Source organism: Segatella copri (assembly GCF_026015465.1).
GTDB lineage: Bacteria > Bacteroidota > Bacteroidia > Bacteroidales > Bacteroidaceae > Prevotella > Prevotella copri_E.
Window position 1 is genome coordinate 66,538 of record NZ_JAPDUQ010000004.1, and the last position, 21,514, is coordinate 88,051.

The window sequence follows — 21,514 nt, forward strand, 5'->3', positions numbered from 1 at the left end:
TCTGTTTTTACTCGACAATCAAAGTATTCCCCTCTGAATGAATGTTCACTTTCTCAAAATGATTCATCAGTTCGATGATTTCATCCAGGCTCATTTGCTCTGTTAGTTGGAGGTAAAGGCGAATGTGCCTTGAAGACTCCTTCTTATAAACCACTTGAACATTAAAATGCTGGGTGATAGGCAACAAGATAGCCTGAAGTTCCTGGTCTTCATAGAGCAGAGGGAGTTTGGTGGATACGCTATCATTAACGGCACTTGTTTTCTGTACCGTTGTAGTAACAAGTCGTACAGAATCCTTATTCTCTGTTTCCTCCATTGCCATTTTGTTTTCATGAGAAGGAGTATCTTGGGAAGAATGATATGCCAAATGTATGGCAGCGAAAGTGAAGCCAGATACGACGAGTACTGCCACTATTGCGGCTACTTTTCTCATCGGGCTCCAAAGGGCTACCGTCTTCGCAAGTCTCTTCTCCTTTGGTTCGATTCCCATATTGCCCAACTTCTTTTCTTTCAATTTTTCCCACTCCTCATCCATAGAAGGTAGGTTGATCTCTTCATCCTTCTTTTGAGAATCAAGAGCCTGATGAACATTCACGATCTGTCGGTACATTTCTAAAGTTTCCTCATCCCCAAGAATCTCGTTTTTCTGGGTCTTGGAATATGCGGTAGGATTCTCCAATAGATCGAGAAGAATATCCCATTTATCAGTATGTGATGAATCTTGTTTCATATTTTCATTCCTTTCTTTTGTTTGTAATAAGATCTAAAGCCAGGACGTCTTCAAGCCTCTTCACTTAAGTTTATCTATAAGTCTTTCAATTTATCTCTCAGCGTTCGCAAACCTTTTACGATATGTTTGTTCACAGCCGAGATGCTGATGCCCAATTCTTCTGCCGTTTCCTTATACGACATTTGCTCGCCAAAACAGAGGCGAATCACAGAAGCAGTTTGTGGCGTAAGGTCATGGTCTATGCAGTGGACCGTAGCTTGCCATCTTTCTTCCAACTGTGCATCTTGTTCTACCTCTAACGGAAGAAGCTGCTGTAATCGTTCATCCCGTTTCTTTTGAGCGATGAGATTGAGACAAGCATTTTTCACGCTTTGCATGAGATAAGATGAGGCGGTCTCCTCTTTTACGTCATGCTCCCACAACTTAGAAAAGACATCGCTTACCGCATCTCTTGCCTCCTCATTGTCATGGAGCAAGGCAAAAGCTAAGCGATACATCCTTTCGTAGTTGGCGCGAAAAAGCTGTTCCATCTGTTTTTCTTTTTTCTCTGTCATTTCTTTTTTTTTCTTGTTTCTACGCTTATATACAAACAAAAGAAGATTCAATCACCCCCTAAGATGAAGTTTTTTATATGAAAAAACATCGAAAAGTACCGATAGTGGTGCCAAAAGTCGATTTTTTTAGGACTTTTGGCACCACTATCGGCATTTTTTAGTAATCTGAATACGATACGAAAGCCTCTAATTGCTTCTCTATTTCAGCGAAAGGTACATTGAGGTCAAGAGTGCGGAAGTATATGGTATTGCCATCCGCAAGCTTCATACTTCCATTGGGTGTGATGTCTTCGTCTGTTTTAGCATAGAGCAACATGCCATCCACTTTGCCCGAATGCAGTTTGTCCTTATTCATGACATATGTATGAATTTGGTACAAGTTGTTAGAATGTATTGTCGCTTTGTCAAATTGCACTTGCATGGTATGTCCATAAAACTTAGTGTCAATGATGAGTGTTCGGTCATTGAGAGTAAGTAATATGTCTGTTTGCATGATAGGAAGAATATGAGTGGAAGATACATCTCGGTCGATGTTCCAATCTATTTGTGCAGCTTGAGCCTTGTATTCAGGATGTTTAGACCTATAGTATTCTAAGACAAACTTCTCGAAAAGGCGACAAAGATGTTCATCAGTAAATGACTTCATCTTGTATTTCCCCTTTTCTGTTGTCATCAGAATATCCTCGGTAAGGAAATAACAGATATAAAGTAGCATTTGATAGGATTTGTTGTTTCTGTCAAATGTCAGTATATTCCATTTTATCGTGCTTAGTTCGATGATGTCGATGCCTGAAAAGAACAGCATGAGATTCTTTAGCTTGGTCTTTTGATCTTTTTTGATGTTTCCGTGCTTGAGAAGACCAAAGACAGTTGCTTTTATAATCTGATTGAAGATGTTGTTTTCCGATAACTCATCATATTCACAACCGATTTCTTGCTTTCTGCATAACTTGTTTTGAATGGTAGCGTTCAAGTCAAGTTTTCCGCGAAGGGTAGAGAGTGAGTCTTTGCGAATGATATATTGCTTGAAAATACCTTGTTTCAGTTGGCATGAGATGCCCTTGATGAGAATTTCGGCAAACAATTGTTGTATGTTGTCGAAATTCTCACCAGTAATCTCTTCATAGTTGTTCTGCTTTAGCTCACGAAAAGCATAAGTGAGCATATAGTAGATGTTGAGTATAAATATGTTCTTGTCTTTCGTCATTTGAGTGCGTCTAATAGTTTTTCTACAGCCGTTTGATACTTCGAATCGTTGTCAAACCAATATTCTCTAAGCATTGGCTTGATGTCGTATTCCACGATATTTTCCAACCACAAATCGTTGATGTCATTTGGCTTGGAAGAGCAGAAGTAACTGTGACCGATACAGAATCCCGAACCAAGTGAATCGTCATTGGTAATGTCTTGGTTGAGTGAAACTATGGCATTGACAACGTTATCAAACTTATCATTTCCTATGGACTCTTGGTACTTCTTGAAACCTTCAGTGTCAAATCCAGGAGTCATTTCATAGAAACTAAATCGACGGCGCAAGGCATAGTCTATCATGGCAAGGCTTCTGTCTGCTGTATTCATCATACCTATTATATATAGGTTGTTTGGCACGCTAAACATTTCGCCATTATAAGCCAATTTGATTTCTGTGTCTCGATAGTCTTTTTCTATCAGCATCAACAATTCACCAAATATCTTGCTCAAATTTCCTCGGTTTATTTCATCTATGATGAAGAAATAGTCCTTGTCGGGATTGCTTTGGGCTCGTTTGCAGAAGTTATAGAAAACTCCCTTTTTGAGTTCGAAACCACCATCTTCGTTAGGTCGATACCCCATCATGAAATCCTCATAGCTATAGTTTTGGTGGAATTGGATGAATTCGATTCTTGATTCATCTTTTTCACCCATCATGGAGTAAGCCAATCTTTTGGCGGAGAAAGTCTTACCTACACCAGGTGCTCCTTGCAAGATGATGTTCTTCTTGTTTTGCAAGAGCGAGCGCAACTTGGTATAGTCTTCTTCGCTCATATACACTTCCTTTAGAAAGTCCTCTTGGGTATAGGTTTCCAACTGTTTGTTGTCTTCTTTTGGATTAGATTCTCTGATGAGATCTATCAGGTATTCATATTCGTCTGGTGCAACCTTGAAAAGCGAACCATTCTTGTTTTGGATGAATTCCATGCTTTTTAGCTCCGGTGCATCTTTGAATGTGGCGTAGTCGATAGGGGATTGCAGTGATTCTACTTTCTTGAAGCAAATGTGTTGTCCATCGGATGGTGTGTCGATTTCGGCAATGGCAACGATTTGTTTCACTGGGTTAGCCTCATACCCTATGACAATATCCCCTTTCTTGGCATTCACGAAGTTCTGGAAGACTCTTCTTGGATTGCCGTTCTCATTGTAAAGAGTATAGTCTTGTATATCACCAACCTTCATCTTGGAGAAACTCCAAATCTTAGGGATGGCTACGAGCCACCAATATTGCTTGTTGATATTGTCTTCTGTCTCATTTGTAGCTTCTGTAGTCTGAACATAGTCTAATTCTTTCAAAATAGTAAGCAATTCTTCGTAATAGTCAAAGATGTCCTTGTCTCCTTTCTGCTGCATTAGGAAAGCTTGAAGTTTTGATATAGGCATAGCTTTAGCTCCTGCTAAACCAAAATGTGTTGCCAATTTTACAAGCATATCTTTCTTGTAAATAGGGACAAGCTGGTTGTTGGAGTATAAGAATGCTATCTTCCATCTATAGCCTTCTCCTAATTCTGTAATCGTATCTAAAGTTTCAAAGTTCCTCTTGCTGGCGTTTGTTGCAATTTTGATGATAGCGTTCTTTACTACGTTGAAAGCTTCTTGAGCTGTAGGCTTATTATATCTTGCATACCAAGCATATTTTTCATCACTGATAAACTTTGTGTTGTGAATATTGGTCTTAATACGATATTCATAGATACCAAATTTATATGATGAGCCACCCCATATAGATCCCAATTCGTATGTGCGAGATTCTAGCCAATAGCAGAAAGAGTCATCTTTGTTCAAATTGGTATATTGCTCCAAAGTCATGCCTTGGAGCGAATCTAGAGGAAATGTGTGAAGAAAGTCTTTCAAAAGCTTTTGGCGTAGTTTCTTAACTTCTTTTTTCCCTATTTTATCTGATGTAAGTTTTATATCGTTCATAATTTTTCTTTTTTTGAAAATAATTACTGACATAGTTACCGACATGGTTACTAACATAGTTACTAGCTCTGTTACTATTTCATGAAAAGTAGCAGAGCTTGAATTATCTGACTCTGTCGTTGACTTTGTCGTTCTGTATCAAAACAAAACGACAGAGTCGTATTGTTTATATTGTCTCCAAGAACAACAAACCCTTTTTGGTTGTTCTGTATTGTTGCTTAGGACTTGTCGGCTTATCTGGTACCGTAAGTTCCAGATAATCATGAAGTAACAAAGGTTCGATGAATGCCTTGAAGTTCCATTGTTGATACGTAACACCAATTAAATCGTATATTTCCTTTCTGTATTTTGGTTCTTTGCAGAACTCAAGAATGGATACAACTTTGTCTGTTGCATCTGTATATGTATTATCACCTTCAGCTCTGTTAGTAGCTCTGTTAGTAGCTCTGTTAGTAGCTCTGTCACTAGCTTTGTCACTATTCAGCCAAAAAGTGACAGTGCTGGTACAAATATCACTCTCAAAAGTCACGTCATTGCCTGTGATTTCTTTCCACTCGTTCATCATGTCAAAACCATAACCGATGGTTTCAGATAGGTTTACCAGTCTGAATATCTTGGCGATAATCGGGTTGCGAGGATTAGAATAGAGATGGTTGCCCAGTTGGGATATAGGCACTGGATAGCCACCTGCATTGAAGAACTCGACTCTGTCGGTGTAGATATGGATGCAGGAGTGAATGGTGCTGAAAGGGTCGAAGTGGGAGAGCATATTGACCAATGCCTCTCTCAGAATCTAGAATTGCGAGCGGTCTTCCACATTGAATCCCTCGTCGTTCATCATGAATGGAGTATCCACGATGAGGCGCAGTCTCCTAATCATAATCTGAAAATACTCCCAAAGGTTCTCTTGCTCTGGGATGCGATAGGTATAGCGAGTTCGTGCTTCTCTTACACTTCTGCCCGGAATCTCCACCAAGTCCATCCAAAACGTAGGAACATAACGGCGAACCCATTCTTCTTTGCCAAAGCACATCAAACCACCATAATTCAGATGTCCCTCATTGTCGGCAATTCCGATGCGCTTGCAGAAGTCAGCGATGTCATTGCCTATCAGATTAGGACGAGGACTATAGAGCTTGAAGTAGTTGCGATAGTCACGAATGGTATCCTCATTGAGCATGGAGAGGTCTGAGTCTAAGAGTATTTGCTCAGACTTGATGCCGAATGATTGGTTATGAAACATGGCGGTTATCTCACCATTGGTTGCTCGTTGGTCTCCACTGCCAAATCGGATGAATGTATTCTGTGGATTGTTATAGTAGATAGGCTTGTGGGGTGATGATGCAATATGAAATGCCAAGACCCTATGCCCATCTATATGATAGAGCATACTCTTGGCATCGACTGGCTCATTGAACTTTTGGGAACGCAAAGTACCCAAAAAGTCTTGTTCCAACTTCTCTGCATTGTCAACTCCGGAGATTTCAAACTTCTTGCCATTCTGCTTTACTCCAAGCACTATCCATCCGCCGGAAGTGTTGGCGAATGCACTTACGGTTTCCCATATGTTCTTAGGGAGTTCGCTCTTGGCCTCCTTAGTCTCGAAGTCCTCCCATTCGATGTCGTTGATTCTGTCTATCAGCTCTTCCTTTGTCATAATAATGATGATTAAATTGAAATATAGAATTTCTTCCTCCCTTCACTTCAAGAAATAGATAGGAGCATGCTGGGTGCCTTCCTTCTCCATGATGCCTTTCTCGCAGAAATGGTTGAGCCACTTCTGAGCCATGTAAGGAGTCAAGCCAAAGAGGATGCGCAGGATGCGAGTGGTGATATAGCGGTTCTCCTGGAGATACTCCTTGATTTTCGCCAATAGCTTTTCCTCAGAGTATTTTGTGGATTGGTTGGAATAGCGAGAGCGGACAAAGTGGACGTTGCGCTGTACTTCCTCCATTAGCTTACCTTCTGGTCTGAAGTTGATGCCGGTGATGCGTACTTCCTTGCCCGTAATCTTCTTGTCTGGATTCTCCTCTGGCATCTCTAGGCTAGCCGACATGGAGAAGTAGCCTATCTCTGGGATGTAAAAGCGGCGTCCCAGTGAGAATTCTTCCACCATAAGGTCATGAAGCTCTGCCAACACCGCAGCCACATCTCCCTTGGTGAGTGAGCAGCGGCTCTGGATTTTCTCTTGCAATTGCTTCTCGGTCATAGGTTCATGCTGCACGATACGAATGTATTGGCGCTTTTCTCCTGTGCCCTGGGCATTGTTGAGAGTGTAAATGTCGTATTTCAGTTCCATATTTCTTGTTGTTTGATGGTTCGTTGTTTTCTATATTCTTTGTCTTCTATGAAAGATGATGCAAATATATATAATAATGTGATAACTTGTATCTTTTGGTGTAAACTATTAGGTTTATTTAAACATTGGTATATGTCGTGTGATTATACGGCATTTGTCATCCGACCGTATGATAAGTGTCGTATAATCACATGACAAATGTCACGCAATCAATATAATTGCTTTCTTGCATCGTTATAATTGCTTCCTTGCACCGTTATAGTTGCTTCCTTGCATCATATAAGTCACAATATTATTACCATCTTACCCTTGTCAGTTTCAAGAAATACTCATTCGGAATGAGCGGTTTTGTTCTGAATTACTCATTCTGAATGAGCAAAAACAATAGAAATTGCTCATTCGGAATGAATAAAAAGGAGGATTTTCTTGGTGTTTATCATAAAATATTGTATCTTTGCAGGCGATTAAATGTTTGAACATGAAAGAGTTATTGAAGAAAATTATATTTGAGCAGCAGGAATACAGCAAGAATATAGCGCAAGATACGGTTCCGAGAACTATTGAGGAAGAGTGGCTTACCACAACGGAGATACTGATTATTACTGGTATAAGACGTTGTGGAAAGTCTGTCTTGCTCCAGCAAATGCGTAACAAGTTGCCGGAGCAAGACTTCTTTTTCAATTTTGATGATGAGCGACTGGTCAACTTTACTGTGGCAGATTTCCAAACATTGCAAGAATGTTTCTTCGAGCTCTTTGGTGAGCAGCATACCTATTATTTTGATGAGATACAGAATGTGAAGGGTTGGGAGACCTTTGTGCGCCGTCTCTACAACGAAGGCAATAAGGTGATTGTAACCGGATCAAATGCCCGAATGCTGAGTAGAGAGCTTGGCACTCATCTCACGGGGCGTTATATCGCAGTGGAGATTTTCCCTTTTTCCTTTCAGGAATACTTGCAGTTGACAAAGGTGCAGTTGGAAGCCAAGGACTTTTATCTAACCAGCAAGCGTGCCATCCTCTTGGGGCATTTCAAGGAATATTTGGAGAAAGGTGGATTTCCTAAGTATCTCCAGTCGCCATCCACTCGTTACCTCTCGTCACTCTACGATAGCATCATCTTCCGTGACGTGATGGCTCGTAATGGTCTGACGAATGAAAAGGAAATGCAAGAACTCATCTTTTATCTTGCCAGCAATGCCACGAAGCGCATTACCTATACCTCACTGGGTAAGATAGTGGGAATCCGTCATTCCGAAACCGTCAAAAACTATTTGGAGTACATCGAGCAAACCTATATGATATTCCAGCACATGAAGTATTCGCCATCGGTAAAGGTGCAGATGCTGAACCCGAAGAAGATTTACTTCATCGACAATGCCATCGTGAGTCGCATTGGCTTCAATGCCACCGACAATATGGGAGTGAAGTTGGAAAACATCGTGTTCATCGAGTTGAAACGCCGCGGATATGATGTTTTCTATCATGCCGATAAGAAGGAGTGCGACTTTGTTGTAAGAGAGGGTATGAGAATCATGAAGGCTTATCAGGTGACGATAGCCATGAATGATGAGAAAACTCGCAAGCGAGAAATCGAGGGGCTGTTGGAAGCCATGAATGCTTATGGCTTGGCTGAGGGATATATTCTTACGATGGAGGAGAAGGAAGAGCTTGAGATAGATGGCAAGCAGGTTCATGTTCTTCCTACGTGGGAATGGATGTTGAGAGAGAAGTGAAAAAAAAGTGATCCTAATGTCGGGTCTGTTGTTGCTTATCAGAAGGGTGACATCCTGCTTTCAAAGAAAGGAAATGGAAATATAATAATGTCTAAGCATAAGTCATACAAGAATATCATTTTTTGACTTAGATAATAACAAAGACGAAACAATGATGAATAATATAAAATGTCCAAAGTGCAATTCAGATAATGTGCAGACAGAGGGTGTACTGCATCTTTGCTTGGATTGTGGCTATAAATGGGAGGACGCACCCCAAACTGATTTGGGAGAAATGATCATCTACCAATCTGATGATGGCGTGAAGCTTGATGTGAGATTGGAGAATAAGACGGTTTGGCTAAACCAAGATCAAATCGCCTCCTTGTTTAATAAGAGTAAGTCTACGATAGTAGAACATATATCAAATATTTTTAAAGAGGGAGAACTTGATGAAAAAGTGGTTGTTCGGAAATTCCGAATAACCACTCAGCATGGTGCTATGGCAGGAAAAACCCAAAGCAAAGAAGTGAAGTTCTATAACCTTGATGTTATCATTTCTGTGGGATATCGTGTAAAATCTATTCAAGGCACGCGTTTCCGTCAATGGGCTACAGAGCGACTGAATGAGTACATCGTAAAAGGGTTTACGATGGACGATGAACGACTCAAAAATCTTGGTGGTGGCAACTATTGGACAGAGTTGCTCGACCGTATTCGTGATATTCGTTCGTCAGAAAAGGTGCTCTATCGACAAGTTTTGGACATCTATGCCACAAGTGTTGACTATGACCCTCGAACTGATGCCTCAAAGCTTTTCTTTAAAATCGTGCAAAATAAGTTGCACTATGCTGCTCATGGGCATACAGCGGCAGAAGTTATCTATGAGCGTGCGGATGCCGACAAACCATTTATGGGCTTGACGACATTTGAGGGCGAACTGCCAGCTATCAAAGACATCAAAATAGCCAAGAACTATCTGAAAGAAAATGAGCTGAAGATACTCAATAATCTTGTTTCCGGTTATTTTGACTTTGCCGAGATTATGGCAATGGAGCATCGCCCAGTCTATATGATGGATTATGTGAAACAACTTGATACTATCCTGCAATCCACAGGGCGACCTTTGTTGAAGGGATCGGGAAGTATCAGCCATGAAGAGGCAATGGACAAAGCTATAGCTGAGTATCGAAAATATCAGGTAAAGGTATTAACTCCAGTAGAGGAGGCTTATCTTGAATCCATCAATGCTTTGGGAAAAATTGCAAAACGCAAGGGAAGACAATCGGGGGAAAATCATTAATGTAACGTTCTGATGAGAATCATGTAACCTCTTACTTCCCTTAACTTCCCCACATGCGAAAGTTCTGTATAAAATGTTCATCTGACAGGAGAGTCTAATCCCCAGCCTGCTTGAGAAAAAAGGCTGGGGATTTCTGATCTTAATCACAGTAAATTCCGGATAAATAGTTATTCAAACGTATGTAAACTGGCTGGTTTGTATGCAGTCAGTCTAAATCACCTTGACTCTCTTTTTCCCTTCTCTTCCATCAATCACGATTTTCTCGAAGACGATGGCTGGGTCGTTAGGAGTGAGGGTGAGGGTGTGGATGCCATCGGATGAGGCTGGCAGTTCTAGCTCTATCACCTTGTCCACGATGCGAGTGGCTATCGTTGGATAATAGATATTGTAGATGTTCTCCGGCTTCTCATTCAAATCTTTGTTGAAGTTAACCTCTACAGGAGAAGCACCATCTAAACTTACACCATAGGTTAAGCCGCCCTTGTTGAGATAATCCAAGGTTGATTTGGTAATCACATGAATGCGAACCTTCTGCTTGCCGTTAAATGCCTTGCCATCCGAAGTTTTGCTAACTTGCATCTTAAACTTGTAAGTGATGCTGGCTCCCTTTACACTCTTGGTATACGGCATCAGAGTCATTGCCGATACGCTCTTGCCCATGAATGGAATCTCTGTCCATTTTGCCTCGGCAGCATCCGTCTTGCTGCTATAGTAAGGAACTTCGATTTCTACCACGCCGTTGTTTGCGCTGATAATCACTCCATCCTTGGAGGTTACCCGGAAGAGTTCCGGACAGGTATCCTTCTCGAAATCATCATTCCAACTCTTGTAGCCGATATGCTTCTGGGTCATCATTCCGTTCCACTTGCCGCCAGCCATCTTATGGTTGTAATAGTCGCAGATGAGTGAATCGCGCTTGAAGCGGCGCTCGCATTCATCAGCCCATACATTCGCCTTCGGATTGCCCTGCTTGTAGAGGGCATGGTTCTGTGCCTGGGCAAAATACATCTGGTGCAGATTGCTCATCATCTCGATAGGGAAGAGGATAATTTGGCGATAGGCGTCGTGATAGGATGCCGGCAGACAGTTGTACTGGCGCAGCGCATCGGCTTCAAGCTGGAGATACTGGTTTACCACCTCCTGCCATTCACCATTTTCCAGACTGTAGGTGTTCTTGTCGAGCATCTCAGGGGTGCAGCGGCCGTTGTACTTGCAGATGAGGTTAAGAATGCGGGCTGCTTCATCAGCTTGCGATTCACCAAACTGCTGTGCGCACCAGTCGCGGGTATGACGGGTGATGTTGTTTACATCGTATTTACGTGGATTCCAAGCCATGTCCATAAACTGGCTGATAGGATATTCCATCGGCTTGAGGTCGCCCACGTTGAGAATCCAGAGACGGTCGATGCCATTCTCGTAAGCAAGCGTCAACTGCTCCCAAGGATTCTGCACAGGAGTAACGTTGAGCATCTTTGAGTTTCTTGGAGCACCTACGTAATCTACGTGATAGTATAAGCCCCAGCCGCCTTTGTGTTTGCGTTCCTTGGCATTCGGCACACGGCGCACGTTACCCCAGTTGTCATCGCAGAGCAGGAGGGTTACGTCATCAGGCACCTTCATGCCCTTGTCGTAGTAATCCAATACCTCTTTATATAGTGCCCAAACCTGTGGGATTTCGCTAGCCTTTCTGCCGGTTACGTCAGCGATAATCTTACGCTGGTCGTTGATGATGTTGGTCATCAGCTTTGTATCTGCCTCTTCGCTCATCGCTTCATCGCCGTCGCCGCGCATTCCGATGGTTACAATCTGTTCTGTTCCCTTCATTCGCTCAATGCCTTCACGGAAGAACTTCTGCAGGTTTGTCTTGTTCTTCTGATAGTTCCATGGTCCCCATCCCTTTCGGTTGCGGGCGTATTCCTGGTGGTTGCGGGCCATCGGCTCATGATGGGAAGTACTCATCACTACGCCCATCTCATCTGCCGTCTTCTCGTTTTCAGGGTCATCGGCATAGAAAGCCCAGCCCCACATGGCAGGCCACATCATGTTACCTCTCAGTCGCAATACCAGTTCGAAGACGCGCTGATAGAAACGGTGGTCGCCATATCCGGTGCCGTAGGTGTTCTTTACCCATGACGTTAGGCAAGGTGCCTCATCGTTGAGGAAGATGCCGCGATAACGTACGGCTGGTTCGCCATCTGTATAGATACCCTTGTTTACGAAAATAGAATCGTGGTGCTCTACAGGCACGTCTGCCCAGTCATACCAAGGCGATACGCCCATCTGCTGCGAGAGTTCGTAGATGCCATAGATGGTGCCTCGGCGGTCGCTGCCAGCAATGACGAGCTGACCATCTATGAGCGTGATGATAAACTTTTCCCGTTTGCCCTTCAGTAGATTTCCGTTGATGCGCTTCTGTTTCACCAGTTGGTCGATGGCTGCAGAATGGCCGATGGTGCCTACGAGGATAGCTGGTCGGGCTGTGTCGGCTTTTTTCAGAAAACCGGCATCCGAGGTGAGGGTGGCTGTGGCTCCACTCACACTTTTGATATCTTTCAGCAGGGCATGAGCAGCATAGCTCACTCCCTTGCAGTCGTTGGTATCCATGTAGATTTCTACCCGGTTATTGGCATTCAGCAGCAAGTCTCCTTGCTTGAAATCTACAAATCTGTCGGCTGCGCTCATGCTGATAGTTGAGAGCAGGGCAGCGCTTGCCAGGAATGTTTGTTTGATGTTGTTTAGTTTCATATTTATTTATTTTGTTGTTATTTTCCGATTGTCAGCAATGTGTTTTTGCCGGTTGCAAAGATAGCCAAAACTATCCGAATGTACCTTTTTTTATGTAAACTTTAGTTTTTAATATGTTTCATTTTTACTTTTCTGTCCGTTTCTCTTTGTGTTTTCAAAGAAAAATAGTAATTTTGCATAGTAAAAACAGAAAAAAGAATATATATAATGATAGACAGACCGACGATAGCAAAAATTATGGATGCTACCAAGATAGAAGAGGTGGTATCTGAATTTGTTACGCTCAAGAAGCGTGGCATCAATTATGTCGGCTTGTGTCCTTTTCATAACGATTCCAATCCATCTTTCTCTGTATCTCCAACAAGAGGTATCTGTCATTGCTTTACCTGTGGAAAGGGAGGCAATGCAATCAACTTTCTGATGGAACTGGAACAGATGACCTATCCCGATGCCCTTCGCTGGCTCGCCAAGAAATATAAAATAGAGATTCAGGAACGGGAACTGACCAATGAAGAAAAACAGCGCGAGAGCGAAAGGGAATCCATGTTTATCGTCAACGATTGGGCGGCGAAATATTTTCAGGATATTCTCTTGCATGATGTGGATGGCATCGCTATCGGTATGGCCTATTTCCGAGGAAGAGGTTTCAGAGATGATATCATCAGAAAATTCCAGTTGGGTTTTGCGCTCCCTAAGCGTACTGCTCTTGCTGAAGCGGCTAAGGCGGCTGGCTATAATCCGAAATATCTGGTTGATACGGGACTCTGCTTCAAGGTGGATAAGGAAGAAGCCGGCAATAAGTCGGGTGAGGATAAGATTCTTGACCGTTTCTCGGGCAGAGCCATCTTCCCTTGGTTCAGCGTGAGCGGCAAGGTGGTAGCTTTTGGCGGACGAGTTCTCGACAGCAGAACCAAGGGCATCAGCCAGAAATATGTCAACTCGCCTGATAGCGTTATTTATCATAAGGAGCGCGAACTCTATGGACTCTATCAGGCCAAGAAGGCGATAGCCAAGGAGGATTGTGTCTTTATGGTGGAAGGATATACCGATGTTATCTTGATGCATCAGTGTGGCATCGAAAATGTTGTGGCCAACTCGGGTACGGCGCTGAGCGTGCATCAGATTAGATTGCTGCACCGCTTTACCAGTAACATCGTTCTTCTCTATGATGGCGATAATGCGGGTATTCATGCTGCGCTGAGAGGTACCGATATGCTGCTCGAAGAAGAGATGAACGTAAAGGTACTCTTTCTCCCTGACGGTAATGACCCTGACAGTTTCGCCCGCAGTCATTCGGCAGAGGAATTCAGAAGATATATTCAGGAGAATCAGACCGACTTCATACAGTTTAAGACCGATATTCTGCTACGCGGCGTGACAGACCCTGTAAAGAGAAGCCAGGCTATCAATTCGATTGTAGAGAGCATCTCGAAAATCAAGAATCAGATAACGCGCGCTTCTTATATCACCGACTGTTCTCACCGTTTGGGCGTGAACGAGGCAATTATCGTGAATGCCTTGAACAATTTTGTGCGCAACGGTATGAGTGAGCAGGTAAAGGCAGAGCGACGTGCTGCGGGATTGAAAGATTCGACTGTAGCGGCAGCGCAGCAGGCGCAATCGGTGATGAGAGCGGTTACCCCACTGGATAAACTCCTGGAGGTAGAAGGACTTCTGGTACAGTTGATTATTCATCATGGCGACCAGCTCATCACAGTACAGGATGTAGACGGAAATGATGTGGAGGTAGCTGTGGCCCAGTATATCAGTCTTGATTTGGGTGGAGATGGCTTTAAGTTTCATAATGATTTATATAATCAGATTATGCAGGAAGCTGTGGAGCATCTCGAAAAAGAAGATGATTTTGTGGCCGAAACTTATTTTGCCAATCATCCGAATCCGGAAATCAGCAGGTTGGCAGGTTTGCCTACAGGTGACCAGGAGGTATCTACGGCTAGTCTGCAGATGAAGATGAGCGCCGATAAGCTCCGTCAGTTTGTCTTTAAAGACATCTTGAGTTTCCGCACTCATTATATTGCTCAGCGTATTATTGAGGTACAGCAGGAGTTTGCCAGGAATCCGACCAATCGTGAACTGCTGCAGGAGTTTATGAAACTCAAGCAGATGAACACGCTTCTGGCGAGCCAGGCAAACAATATCTTCAATTAACCGGAGCCCCTGTCCTGTGGGGAGAAACTCTGTAAAGAAGTATTAGAGATTAAAAAGGAGAAATGCTATATGATTTATTTTCACTGGATATATCTGTTGCTTTATGTCGTGATAACCGTTCCGGCTATCATCACCGTCTTGATGGACAATCGTCAGCCCGCCAAGACGATGGCATGGATATTGGTATTCTTCTTCATCCCCTTTGTGGGTATCATCTTCTATTTCTTCTTCGGACAGAATACCCGCAAGGAACGGCTTATCAGCGACCGCAGCATGGACCAGCTCACCAAGCGCTCCATGCTCGAGTTCGTAGAGCAGGAGAATCTTCACCTGCCAGACAGCAATAAACCGCTGATGAATCTCTTTGCCAACCAGAGTTGGGCGCTGCCTTTTAAAGATAATCAGGTGGATATTTATACCGATGGCTACGATTTCTTCCTTACCTTATTATATAATATAGGACAGGCAAAGCATCATATTCATCTCGATACCTATATCTTCGAAGCCGATGCCTTGGGATATCTGATAGCTGATGCCTTGATCGATAAGGCGGAGCAGGGAGTAGAGGTGCGACTGATTTATGATGATGTAGGCTGCTGGAAGGTGAAGGATGAATTCTTTGAACGTATGCGTGATGCAGGTATTGATGTACATTCGTTCATGCCAGTCCGCTTTCCGGCTTTTACGAGTAAGGTAAACTATCGTAACCACCGCAAACTCTGTGTCATAGATGGTAAAGTGGGCTTTATCGGCGGCATGAATATAGCTCTGCGCTATGTGAAGGGTGATAAGAAACAGGCTTGGCGCGATACACATCTCCGTATTGAGGGCGGTGGCGTTTACGCCATTCAGCGAGCCTTTCTGGTAGACTGGTATTTCGTAGACCGTACGTTGGTTACCAATCGCCAGTATTATCCGCCGGTCAGTGCGCATATCCGCAACAATTGTCTCGTACAGATAGTTACGGGCAGTCCTATCAGTCCTTGGCCTGATATCATGCAGGGCTATGTCCGCATCCTGCTTCAGGCCCGGAAGTATGTGTATATGGAAACGCCTTATTTCCTGCCAACTGAACCAGTATTGTTTGCCATGCGAACAGCAGCTTTGGCGGGTGTGGATATCCGTCTGATGTTGCCCCGTCATGCTGATGCCAAACTGGTTGAGTGGGCATCACGTTCGTATGTGATGGAGGCGATAGAGGCTGGCGTAAAGGTTTATCTCTATACGGCAGGCTTTAATCATAGTAAATTGCTGGTGAGTGATGATAATCTCTGTACGATAGGCAGTACGAATATCGATTTCCGAAGTTTTGAGAATAATTTCGAAGCGAATGCGTTCTTCTTTGATGAGGGGATGGCGCAGCGCGTGAAGGCTGTCTATCTGCGGGATGAGGCGAAGAGCATCCTAGTAGATGATGTATCTTATTTCGTAAAACGTCCGTTCCTGCAGCGCCTTTTCGAGAGTACGGTAAGATTACTCTCGCCGCTGCTGTAACGAATAAATCCCTGTTTGCATCTTGTCTGGTGCAAACGGGGATTTTTTTTCTATCTGAATATTGAGAAGTTTACGCTCCCGTAACTTCTGTGTTCCAGGAATCGTGGATGCTCTGAGAAATCATAATCTTTGCCATGCTCAAAGACGAAGATGCCTCCTTCGTTGAGATAGTCGCCATTCAGAACGAGGTCTGGAATCTGCGGCAACTCCTTCAGAGCGTATGGAGGATCGGCAAAGATAAAGTCAAACTTCTGCTTGCAGGTCTTCAGAAAACGGAATACATCACCACGAATCAGAATATCTTTGTCTTCGCCCAACTTCTGAAAACATTGGCGTATGAAGTTGGCATGATCGCGGTCGGCCTCTACGCTGATTACCCGGCTGCAGCCTCGTGATACCAGTTCGAGCGAAATGCTGCCCGTACCGGCAAAGAGGTCGAGGGCAGAGGTATCTTCAAAATCAATATATCCCTGCAGAACATTAAAGATGTTCTCCTTTGCAAAATCTGTTGTCGGACGCGCCTTAAACGAACGTGGAATGTCGAAATGGCGTCCCTTATATTGTCCTGTTATGATTCTCATATTTACTTTGAACTTTGAATGTTGAACATTGAACTTTATGATAAGCTATTCTGTTGAATTCTTAACTATCAACTTTTAACTATCAACTCTTGTCTTACTTACTTAAGTACAGTGCCATTAAATCGAATGGCAGACCTTTAATCTCTGTGATGGGCGCACGGTTGAATTCGGCGGCAGGATTCAGAATGAAGGTCTTCTTGATGTAGAGTTTCGTGTTGTAGAGGAACCAGTCCTTGTCCGGAACATTGCCTGATACATGCAACTCATCCTGCATCTGGTTGAATCCTAACTGCTTCCATACATAGAGAATGAAATAGAGGGCATCCTTGGCATGCTCGGCATTGAACGAGTTGAAGAATTTGAAACGGTTCTTCTCGAAACCGAAAACGTCCAGCTTCTTGTCGTGGAAATAAACATAGAGCTTGCGGTGAATGCCGGTGAAACTGCGATGATGCAGATAGTGCCACATCGGTTGCATGATAGGTGTGAAGCGGACATCCTTGAAGTTGTCTTCTACCACCATTTTCAAATCCTTGTTGATAGGGAATACCGCTACCGCATTCAGTTCCGGCTGCACTCTGTAGAGAATGGCATCGCTGTTATGGCTGTTGAAGGCATGCTGATAGAGCACATCGATATCCTCTTCATGAAATTCTTCGATAGGAACCAGCAGGATAGGCGAATCGAGATATACGCGTACCTTCTGGTATCCCCGCTGCAGGAGAGTACTCTCCTTGAAAGCCTGACGCAAGTTGGCTGCCATCGAAACACCACTCTTTACAGTATAAGGTTCATAGATAAGCTGATGCTCAGCTTCACGGTCAACTACCGAAAAACTGAGGGTGTTTCTGCTCACGCGGATGGTGAGTCGTGCTTGCTGAATGTTGTTACCTTTTATTTGCATATCTGTTACCAATTACCTGCGTTGTTATTATCTGTCGTTAAATCGCCTATCTTGAGTCCGGGATAGTTGCCGGCATAGTTGGCCTCCTCTATCTTCTGCTGGATGGAACCTTCATCAAGTCCGTCGAGGAAGGTTTCATAACCGGCCCCACATTCCATCACCGGAATCTGCTTACCGCTTTTTCCTACGATAACCGTGGCAGCAAGTGTAAACTTCTTACCGTCGGCATAGGGAATGTATTGAGCATCTTCCTGTAAGTACTTGCCTTTTACCAGTGTCGGAAAATCTCCTGTATATACGCCGTGTTTCGCCTTGTATTTCTCTTCAGCCTGACGTATCTGCATCAGTTTCTCCTTCACCTCTGCTTCTCTGCTAGCCATGGCCTTCTGGAAGCGGATAGGCTGGCTCACACTCAGAATACAGAGTAGCATCATGATGATGACGCATGCTCCCAAAATATAATTATTCTTTATTCTTTTTCTCATTTCAAAAAGTATTATTACTTTTGCACAGCAAATAGGTGCAGTAAATTTTCTGCAAAGATACTAAAAGTTTTCGAAATATGAACATTGAAGAGTTAAAATATCAGATATTACAGCAATTTGGCTTTCCGCCAACCTCAGAACAGGCTCAGGCGCTCGATGTTTTCGTGCAGTTTATGACGGATAGTAATCCTCATGCTGTGATGATTCTCCGGGGTAGTGCGGGTACCGGTAAGACATCGCTCTCGGGTGCTATCGTCCGTACGCTCCGTGCTGTTCGCCAGAAGGTGATGCTCCTTGCTCCTACGGGTAGGGCGGCTAAGGTCTTCTCTCTGAACAGCGGGATGCCTGCCTATACCATTCATCGCCGCATCTATCGCGAAAAGGCGTTTGCCGGAGTGGATGGACAGTTCAATCTCAATGATAATCTCTATACTGATACGCTTTTTATGGTGGATGAGGCTTCGATGATTGCCAATCTGGGATTGGGCGGAACCACCTTTGGCAGCGGTTGTCTGCTAGATGATCTGATTCATTTTGTGTATCAGGGACGTAACGACCGACTTTTGCTGATTGGCGATAAGGCACAGTTGCCTCCTGTTGGTGAGGAAGAATCACCAGCTCTTTCTGCTGCGATGCTCCAGGGGTATGGACTGTCGGTATATGAGTGCGATTTGAACGAAGTAGTCCGTCAGAGTCAGCAGTCGGGTATTCTCTTTAATGCTACCCGTATCCGCCAGATGATTACCCACGATGACATTACCCAACTGCCTAAAATCCGTTTCTCCGGTTTCTCGGATATCAGGGAGATGCCGGGTGCAGAACTCATCGAGGCTCTTGGCGACAGTTATCATCATGTAGGACTGGACGATGCCATTGTGGTGACTCGTAGCAACAAGCGCGCCAACATCTTTAACCAGGGCATCCGCAACATGGTGCTTGATAGGGAAGAGGAACTGGAGAGTGGCGACATGCTGATGATTGTGAAGAACAATTATTATTGGATGGAGGAAGAAAGAAAGAAGATAAAGGAAAGGCAATTAAGTGAAGAACGAAAAGTGAAGAGTGGAAAATTTAATACTTTAGCTAATCATACAGTTCAAAGTAACGAAGTTTCAAGTCATGAGATTCCTGCTTTCCTGGCTAATGGAGATAGGGCGAAGGTGATGAAGGTGAGCCGTCGCATCGACCTCTACGGCTTTCATTTTGCCACCCTTCTGTTGAAATTCCCCGATTATGACAATTATGAACTGGAGGCTACGGTATTGCTGGATACCTTGAAGAGTGGGGCTCCTGCTTTGACCCATGATCAGCAAGAGCAGCTTTTCCATAAGATAGAGGAAGATTATCAGGACATACCACTGAAGGCAGACCGTATGGAGGCAATTCGGCAAGACCCGTATTTCAATGCTCTGCAAGTGAAGTTTGCCTATGCCGTTACCTGTCATAAAGCGCAGGGTGGACAGTGGTCGCATGTCTATGTAGACCAGGGCTATATGACGGATGATATGCTTACTCCCGATTATATCCACTGGCTCTATACTGCATTTACACGAGCCACAGAGATGCTCTATCTCGTGAACTGGCCAAAGACGCAGGTAGAAGGAGAGTAATATTACTCTTCTTCTTTTGTTCAGGATTTATATGAAAAGAAAAAGTCCGGCTCTCTCTCGAAAGTCGGACTCTTAAATTTTTGAGTTATTTTTTGGGAAAAGTGGGTAGTGATGGATTCGAACCACCGAAGGCATAGCCAGCAGATTTACAGTCTGCCCCATTTGGCCACTCTGGTAACTACCCAAAAACTTTATATCTCAAAAGCGAGTGCAAAGGTAATGCTTTTATTTGATATTACCAAATTTTTTCGGCACTTTTTTCTCTTTTCCTTCAAAAAATGTTCATTTTCCCCTTGTTTTCCCAACTTCAATCCATAAAAAACAAGAGAATTCTTCACTCTTCACTATTCGTTCTTCACTTTAATAACGTGTCTTCTGCGGTGTTTTCTTGACAGCCTTCTGTGCTTGTAATGCTCATATTTCTTGATGGCAACGAATACCGTGAGGGCAAGGACTACGGCCAGCAGGAAGATAACGATGCCGCCGCCCAGATTGTCTCCCTTCACCTTCGACCACATATCCAATACTTCGGGAGTATGGTCGCCGGCATCATGAATCATGGCGCATCGGGCTACTATGCTGCTGTCTGGATACATGATAGGGTTGAGATGGACACTCCTGCCTTCCTCGCCAAAGAAGTAGGCCAGATTTACAGGTTTGGGATACGCCTCAGCATCGCTCATAGCTTCTAATACCTTCTTGCCTGCCACGCTACTCACATATCCTGTAGTCTCCATATTAGCGAGTGCCACGTCTTCCTGACAGAGATAGTTGATGAAATAGGCGGCAGCCTTCGGATTGCGGGAATATTTAGGGATTACCCAACCATCGAACCATACATTGCTTCCTTCTTTCGGTACCTCATATCCCAGTTCTACACCCACTTTCCCGGCTTCTTCAATAGCCCAGACGGCATCACCGCTCCAGGTCATGTTGAGATAGGCTTTGCCTTTGGTCATGGTCTCCTTGCCGAAGTCGGCTTCCCATCCTTCAATATTTGGCTTCAGAGCTTTCAGCTCTTTCTCTACTGTGGCTACAGCAGCTGGTGAATAGTCGTTCATCAGCTGTGGTACGGTCACCTTGCCTGTTTCCAGGTCTTTACGGTGTGCCCAGATGAGGGCGGTGCCATAGGAGTCGCGGTAGGAATCCTTCATCAGGAGTTTGCCCTGATATTTTCTGTTCCATAATGTTCCCCAGGTCTGTGTATCACTTATAGGTACGTGTACCTTATTATATAGAATGCCACAGGTTCCCCACATGTAAGGCACGGCATAATGGTGGGCGATGCGGCCATTGTTGGAGGTGGCATCTATCTGCTCAACAATGTATGGTGATACGTTGCTGATATAGTTGGGCATCTTGCCGAAGGCGGTGTCGATAGGTAGGAGAAGGTCTTTGCGGAGCATGCGCTCGATGATATATTCTGACGGGCATACCACGTCGTAGTCTTCATGACCTCGCTCTATCTTGGTAAGCATCACCTCATTGATGTCGAAGGTCTGGTAGATAACTCGGATCTTCTTGCCGGTCTGCTGTTCATACCATTTCGGGAAGTTGGCAAGAACGTCTTCATCTATATAATCAGCCCAGTTGTAAACCTTCAGAATCTCCTCGCGGTTCTCTTTGTTGTAACAAGAACAGAAAAGAAAGAGAAGAGAGAAAAGTGAAGAGTGAAGAATCCAACGGCTTATCTTGCTGATGCTTCTTCTCTCATACTCACTTCTCTTTTCTCCTCTTTCTTTTTTGATATTA

17 protein-coding genes and 1 tRNA gene are annotated in these 21,514 nt (G+C 43.9%); 5 read left to right on the top strand and 13 right to left on the bottom strand.

The window, feature by feature from the left end; translation table 11 throughout:
• Positions 1 to 7: 7 nt before the first annotated feature.
• The 7 genes from ONT08_RS13605 to ONT08_RS13635 form a co-directional block, all read right to left on the bottom strand.
• The gene (locus tag ONT08_RS13605) at positions 8 to 730 is read right to left on the bottom strand and encodes a DUF4974 domain-containing protein (protein WP_117586228.1); all 723 of its coding nucleotides are present in this window, start codon (positions 728 to 730) and stop codon (positions 8 to 10) included.
• A gap of 74 nt (positions 731 to 804) precedes the next feature.
• Positions 805 to 1,284: an RNA polymerase sigma factor gene (locus ONT08_RS13610; RefSeq protein ID WP_264960195.1), complete on the bottom strand. Its 480-nt coding sequence runs from the start codon at positions 1,282 to 1,284 to the stop codon at positions 805 to 807.
• 157 nt (positions 1,285 to 1,441) lie between these two features.
• A complete protein-coding gene (gene mcrC / locus ONT08_RS13615) occupies positions 1,442 to 2,491 on the bottom strand; it encodes a 5-methylcytosine-specific restriction endonuclease system specificity protein McrC (RefSeq protein WP_264960196.1) in 1,050 nt (349 codons plus the stop codon).
• Positions 2,488 to 4,458 carry an AAA family ATPase gene (locus ONT08_RS13620; RefSeq protein WP_264960197.1) on the bottom strand — a complete coding sequence of 657 codons (1,971 nt, stop codon included), beginning with the start codon at positions 4,456 to 4,458 and terminating at the stop codon, positions 2,488 to 2,490. The genes mcrC and ONT08_RS13620 overlap by 4 nt, the downstream gene beginning before the upstream one ends.
• A gap of 166 nt (positions 4,459 to 4,624) precedes the next feature.
• Positions 4,625 to 5,227 carry an ATP-binding protein gene (locus ONT08_RS13625; RefSeq protein ID WP_264960198.1) on the bottom strand — a complete coding sequence of 201 codons (603 nt, stop codon included), beginning with the start codon at positions 5,225 to 5,227 and terminating at the stop codon, positions 4,625 to 4,627.
• Positions 5,228 to 5,251: 24 nt separating this feature from the next.
• A complete protein-coding gene (locus tag ONT08_RS13630) occupies positions 5,252 to 6,115 on the bottom strand; it encodes an AlbA family DNA-binding domain-containing protein (protein WP_264960199.1) in 864 nt (287 codons plus the stop codon).
• Between the two features lie 42 nt (positions 6,116 to 6,157).
• The gene (locus ONT08_RS13635; RefSeq protein WP_264960200.1) at positions 6,158 to 6,757 is read right to left on the bottom strand and encodes an HU family DNA-binding protein; all 600 of its coding nucleotides are present in this window, start codon (positions 6,755 to 6,757) and stop codon (positions 6,158 to 6,160) included.
• A gap of 490 nt (positions 6,758 to 7,247) precedes the next feature.
• Here ONT08_RS13635 and ONT08_RS13640 point away from each other — a divergent pair, with 490 nt between their 5' ends.
• Positions 7,248 to 8,492 (top strand): ATP-binding protein, encoded by a 1,245-nt coding sequence (locus tag ONT08_RS13640; protein WP_264960201.1) that lies wholly within the window; start codon positions 7,248 to 7,250, stop codon positions 8,490 to 8,492.
• Between the two features lie 274 nt (positions 8,493 to 8,766).
• Complete coding sequence (locus ONT08_RS13645; RefSeq protein WP_264960304.1) at positions 8,767 to 9,774, top strand: virulence RhuM family protein; 1,008 nt, start codon at positions 8,767 to 8,769, stop codon at positions 9,772 to 9,774.
• A 210-nt stretch (positions 9,775 to 9,984) separates the two neighbouring features.
• Here the strand turns inward: ONT08_RS13645 and ONT08_RS13650 are convergent, their stop codons facing one another.
• On the bottom strand, positions 9,985 to 12,519 hold the full coding sequence (locus tag ONT08_RS13650) for a glycosyl hydrolase 115 family protein (protein ID WP_264960202.1): 2,535 nt from the start codon (positions 12,517 to 12,519) through the stop codon (positions 9,985 to 9,987).
• Positions 12,520 to 12,726: 207 nt separating this feature from the next.
• On the opposite strand from ONT08_RS13650, the gene dnaG reads away from it, so the two are divergent.
• A complete protein-coding gene (gene dnaG, locus ONT08_RS13655) occupies positions 12,727 to 14,688 on the top strand; it encodes a DNA primase (protein WP_264960203.1) in 1,962 nt (653 codons plus the stop codon).
• A gap of 69 nt (positions 14,689 to 14,757) precedes the next feature.
• Complete coding sequence (cls, locus tag ONT08_RS13660) at positions 14,758 to 16,182, top strand: cardiolipin synthase (RefSeq protein WP_117586236.1); 1,425 nt, start codon at positions 14,758 to 14,760, stop codon at positions 16,180 to 16,182.
• Positions 16,183 to 16,232: 50 nt separating this feature from the next.
• On the opposite strand, the gene rsmD is transcribed toward cls, so the two are convergent.
• From rsmD to ONT08_RS13675, 3 genes are read right to left on the bottom strand one after another with little or no spacing between them, the layout of a single operon-like run.
• A complete protein-coding gene (gene rsmD, locus ONT08_RS13665) occupies positions 16,233 to 16,802 on the bottom strand; it encodes a 16S rRNA (guanine(966)-N(2))-methyltransferase RsmD (RefSeq protein ID WP_254949396.1) in 570 nt (189 codons plus the stop codon).
• A 55-nt stretch (positions 16,803 to 16,857) separates the two neighbouring features.
• Positions 16,858 to 17,667, bottom strand: coding sequence for a DUF3822 family protein (locus ONT08_RS13670; RefSeq protein ID WP_006847081.1), 810 nt, complete (start codon positions 17,665 to 17,667; stop codon positions 16,858 to 16,860).
• Between the two features lie 5 nt (positions 17,668 to 17,672).
• Positions 17,673 to 18,152 carry a hypothetical protein gene (locus ONT08_RS13675; RefSeq protein ID WP_117586237.1) on the bottom strand — a complete coding sequence of 160 codons (480 nt, stop codon included), beginning with the start codon at positions 18,150 to 18,152 and terminating at the stop codon, positions 17,673 to 17,675.
• Positions 18,153 to 18,229: 77 nt separating this feature from the next.
• Between ONT08_RS13675 and ONT08_RS13680 the strand changes: the two genes are divergently transcribed.
• The gene (locus tag ONT08_RS13680; RefSeq protein ID WP_264960204.1) at positions 18,230 to 19,762 is read left to right on the top strand and encodes an ATP-dependent DNA helicase; all 1,533 of its coding nucleotides are present in this window, start codon (positions 18,230 to 18,232) and stop codon (positions 19,760 to 19,762) included.
• 102 nt (positions 19,763 to 19,864) lie between these two features.
• Here the strand turns inward: ONT08_RS13680 and ONT08_RS13685 are convergent.
• Positions 19,865 to 19,946 (bottom strand) — tRNA-Tyr (locus tag ONT08_RS13685).
• Positions 19,947 to 20,106: 160 nt separating this feature from the next.
• Positions 20,107 to 21,462, bottom strand: coding sequence for an ABC transporter substrate-binding protein (locus ONT08_RS13690; protein WP_437183613.1), 1,356 nt, complete (start codon positions 21,460 to 21,462; stop codon positions 20,107 to 20,109).
• Between the last annotated feature and the right edge of the window lie 52 nt (positions 21,463 to 21,514).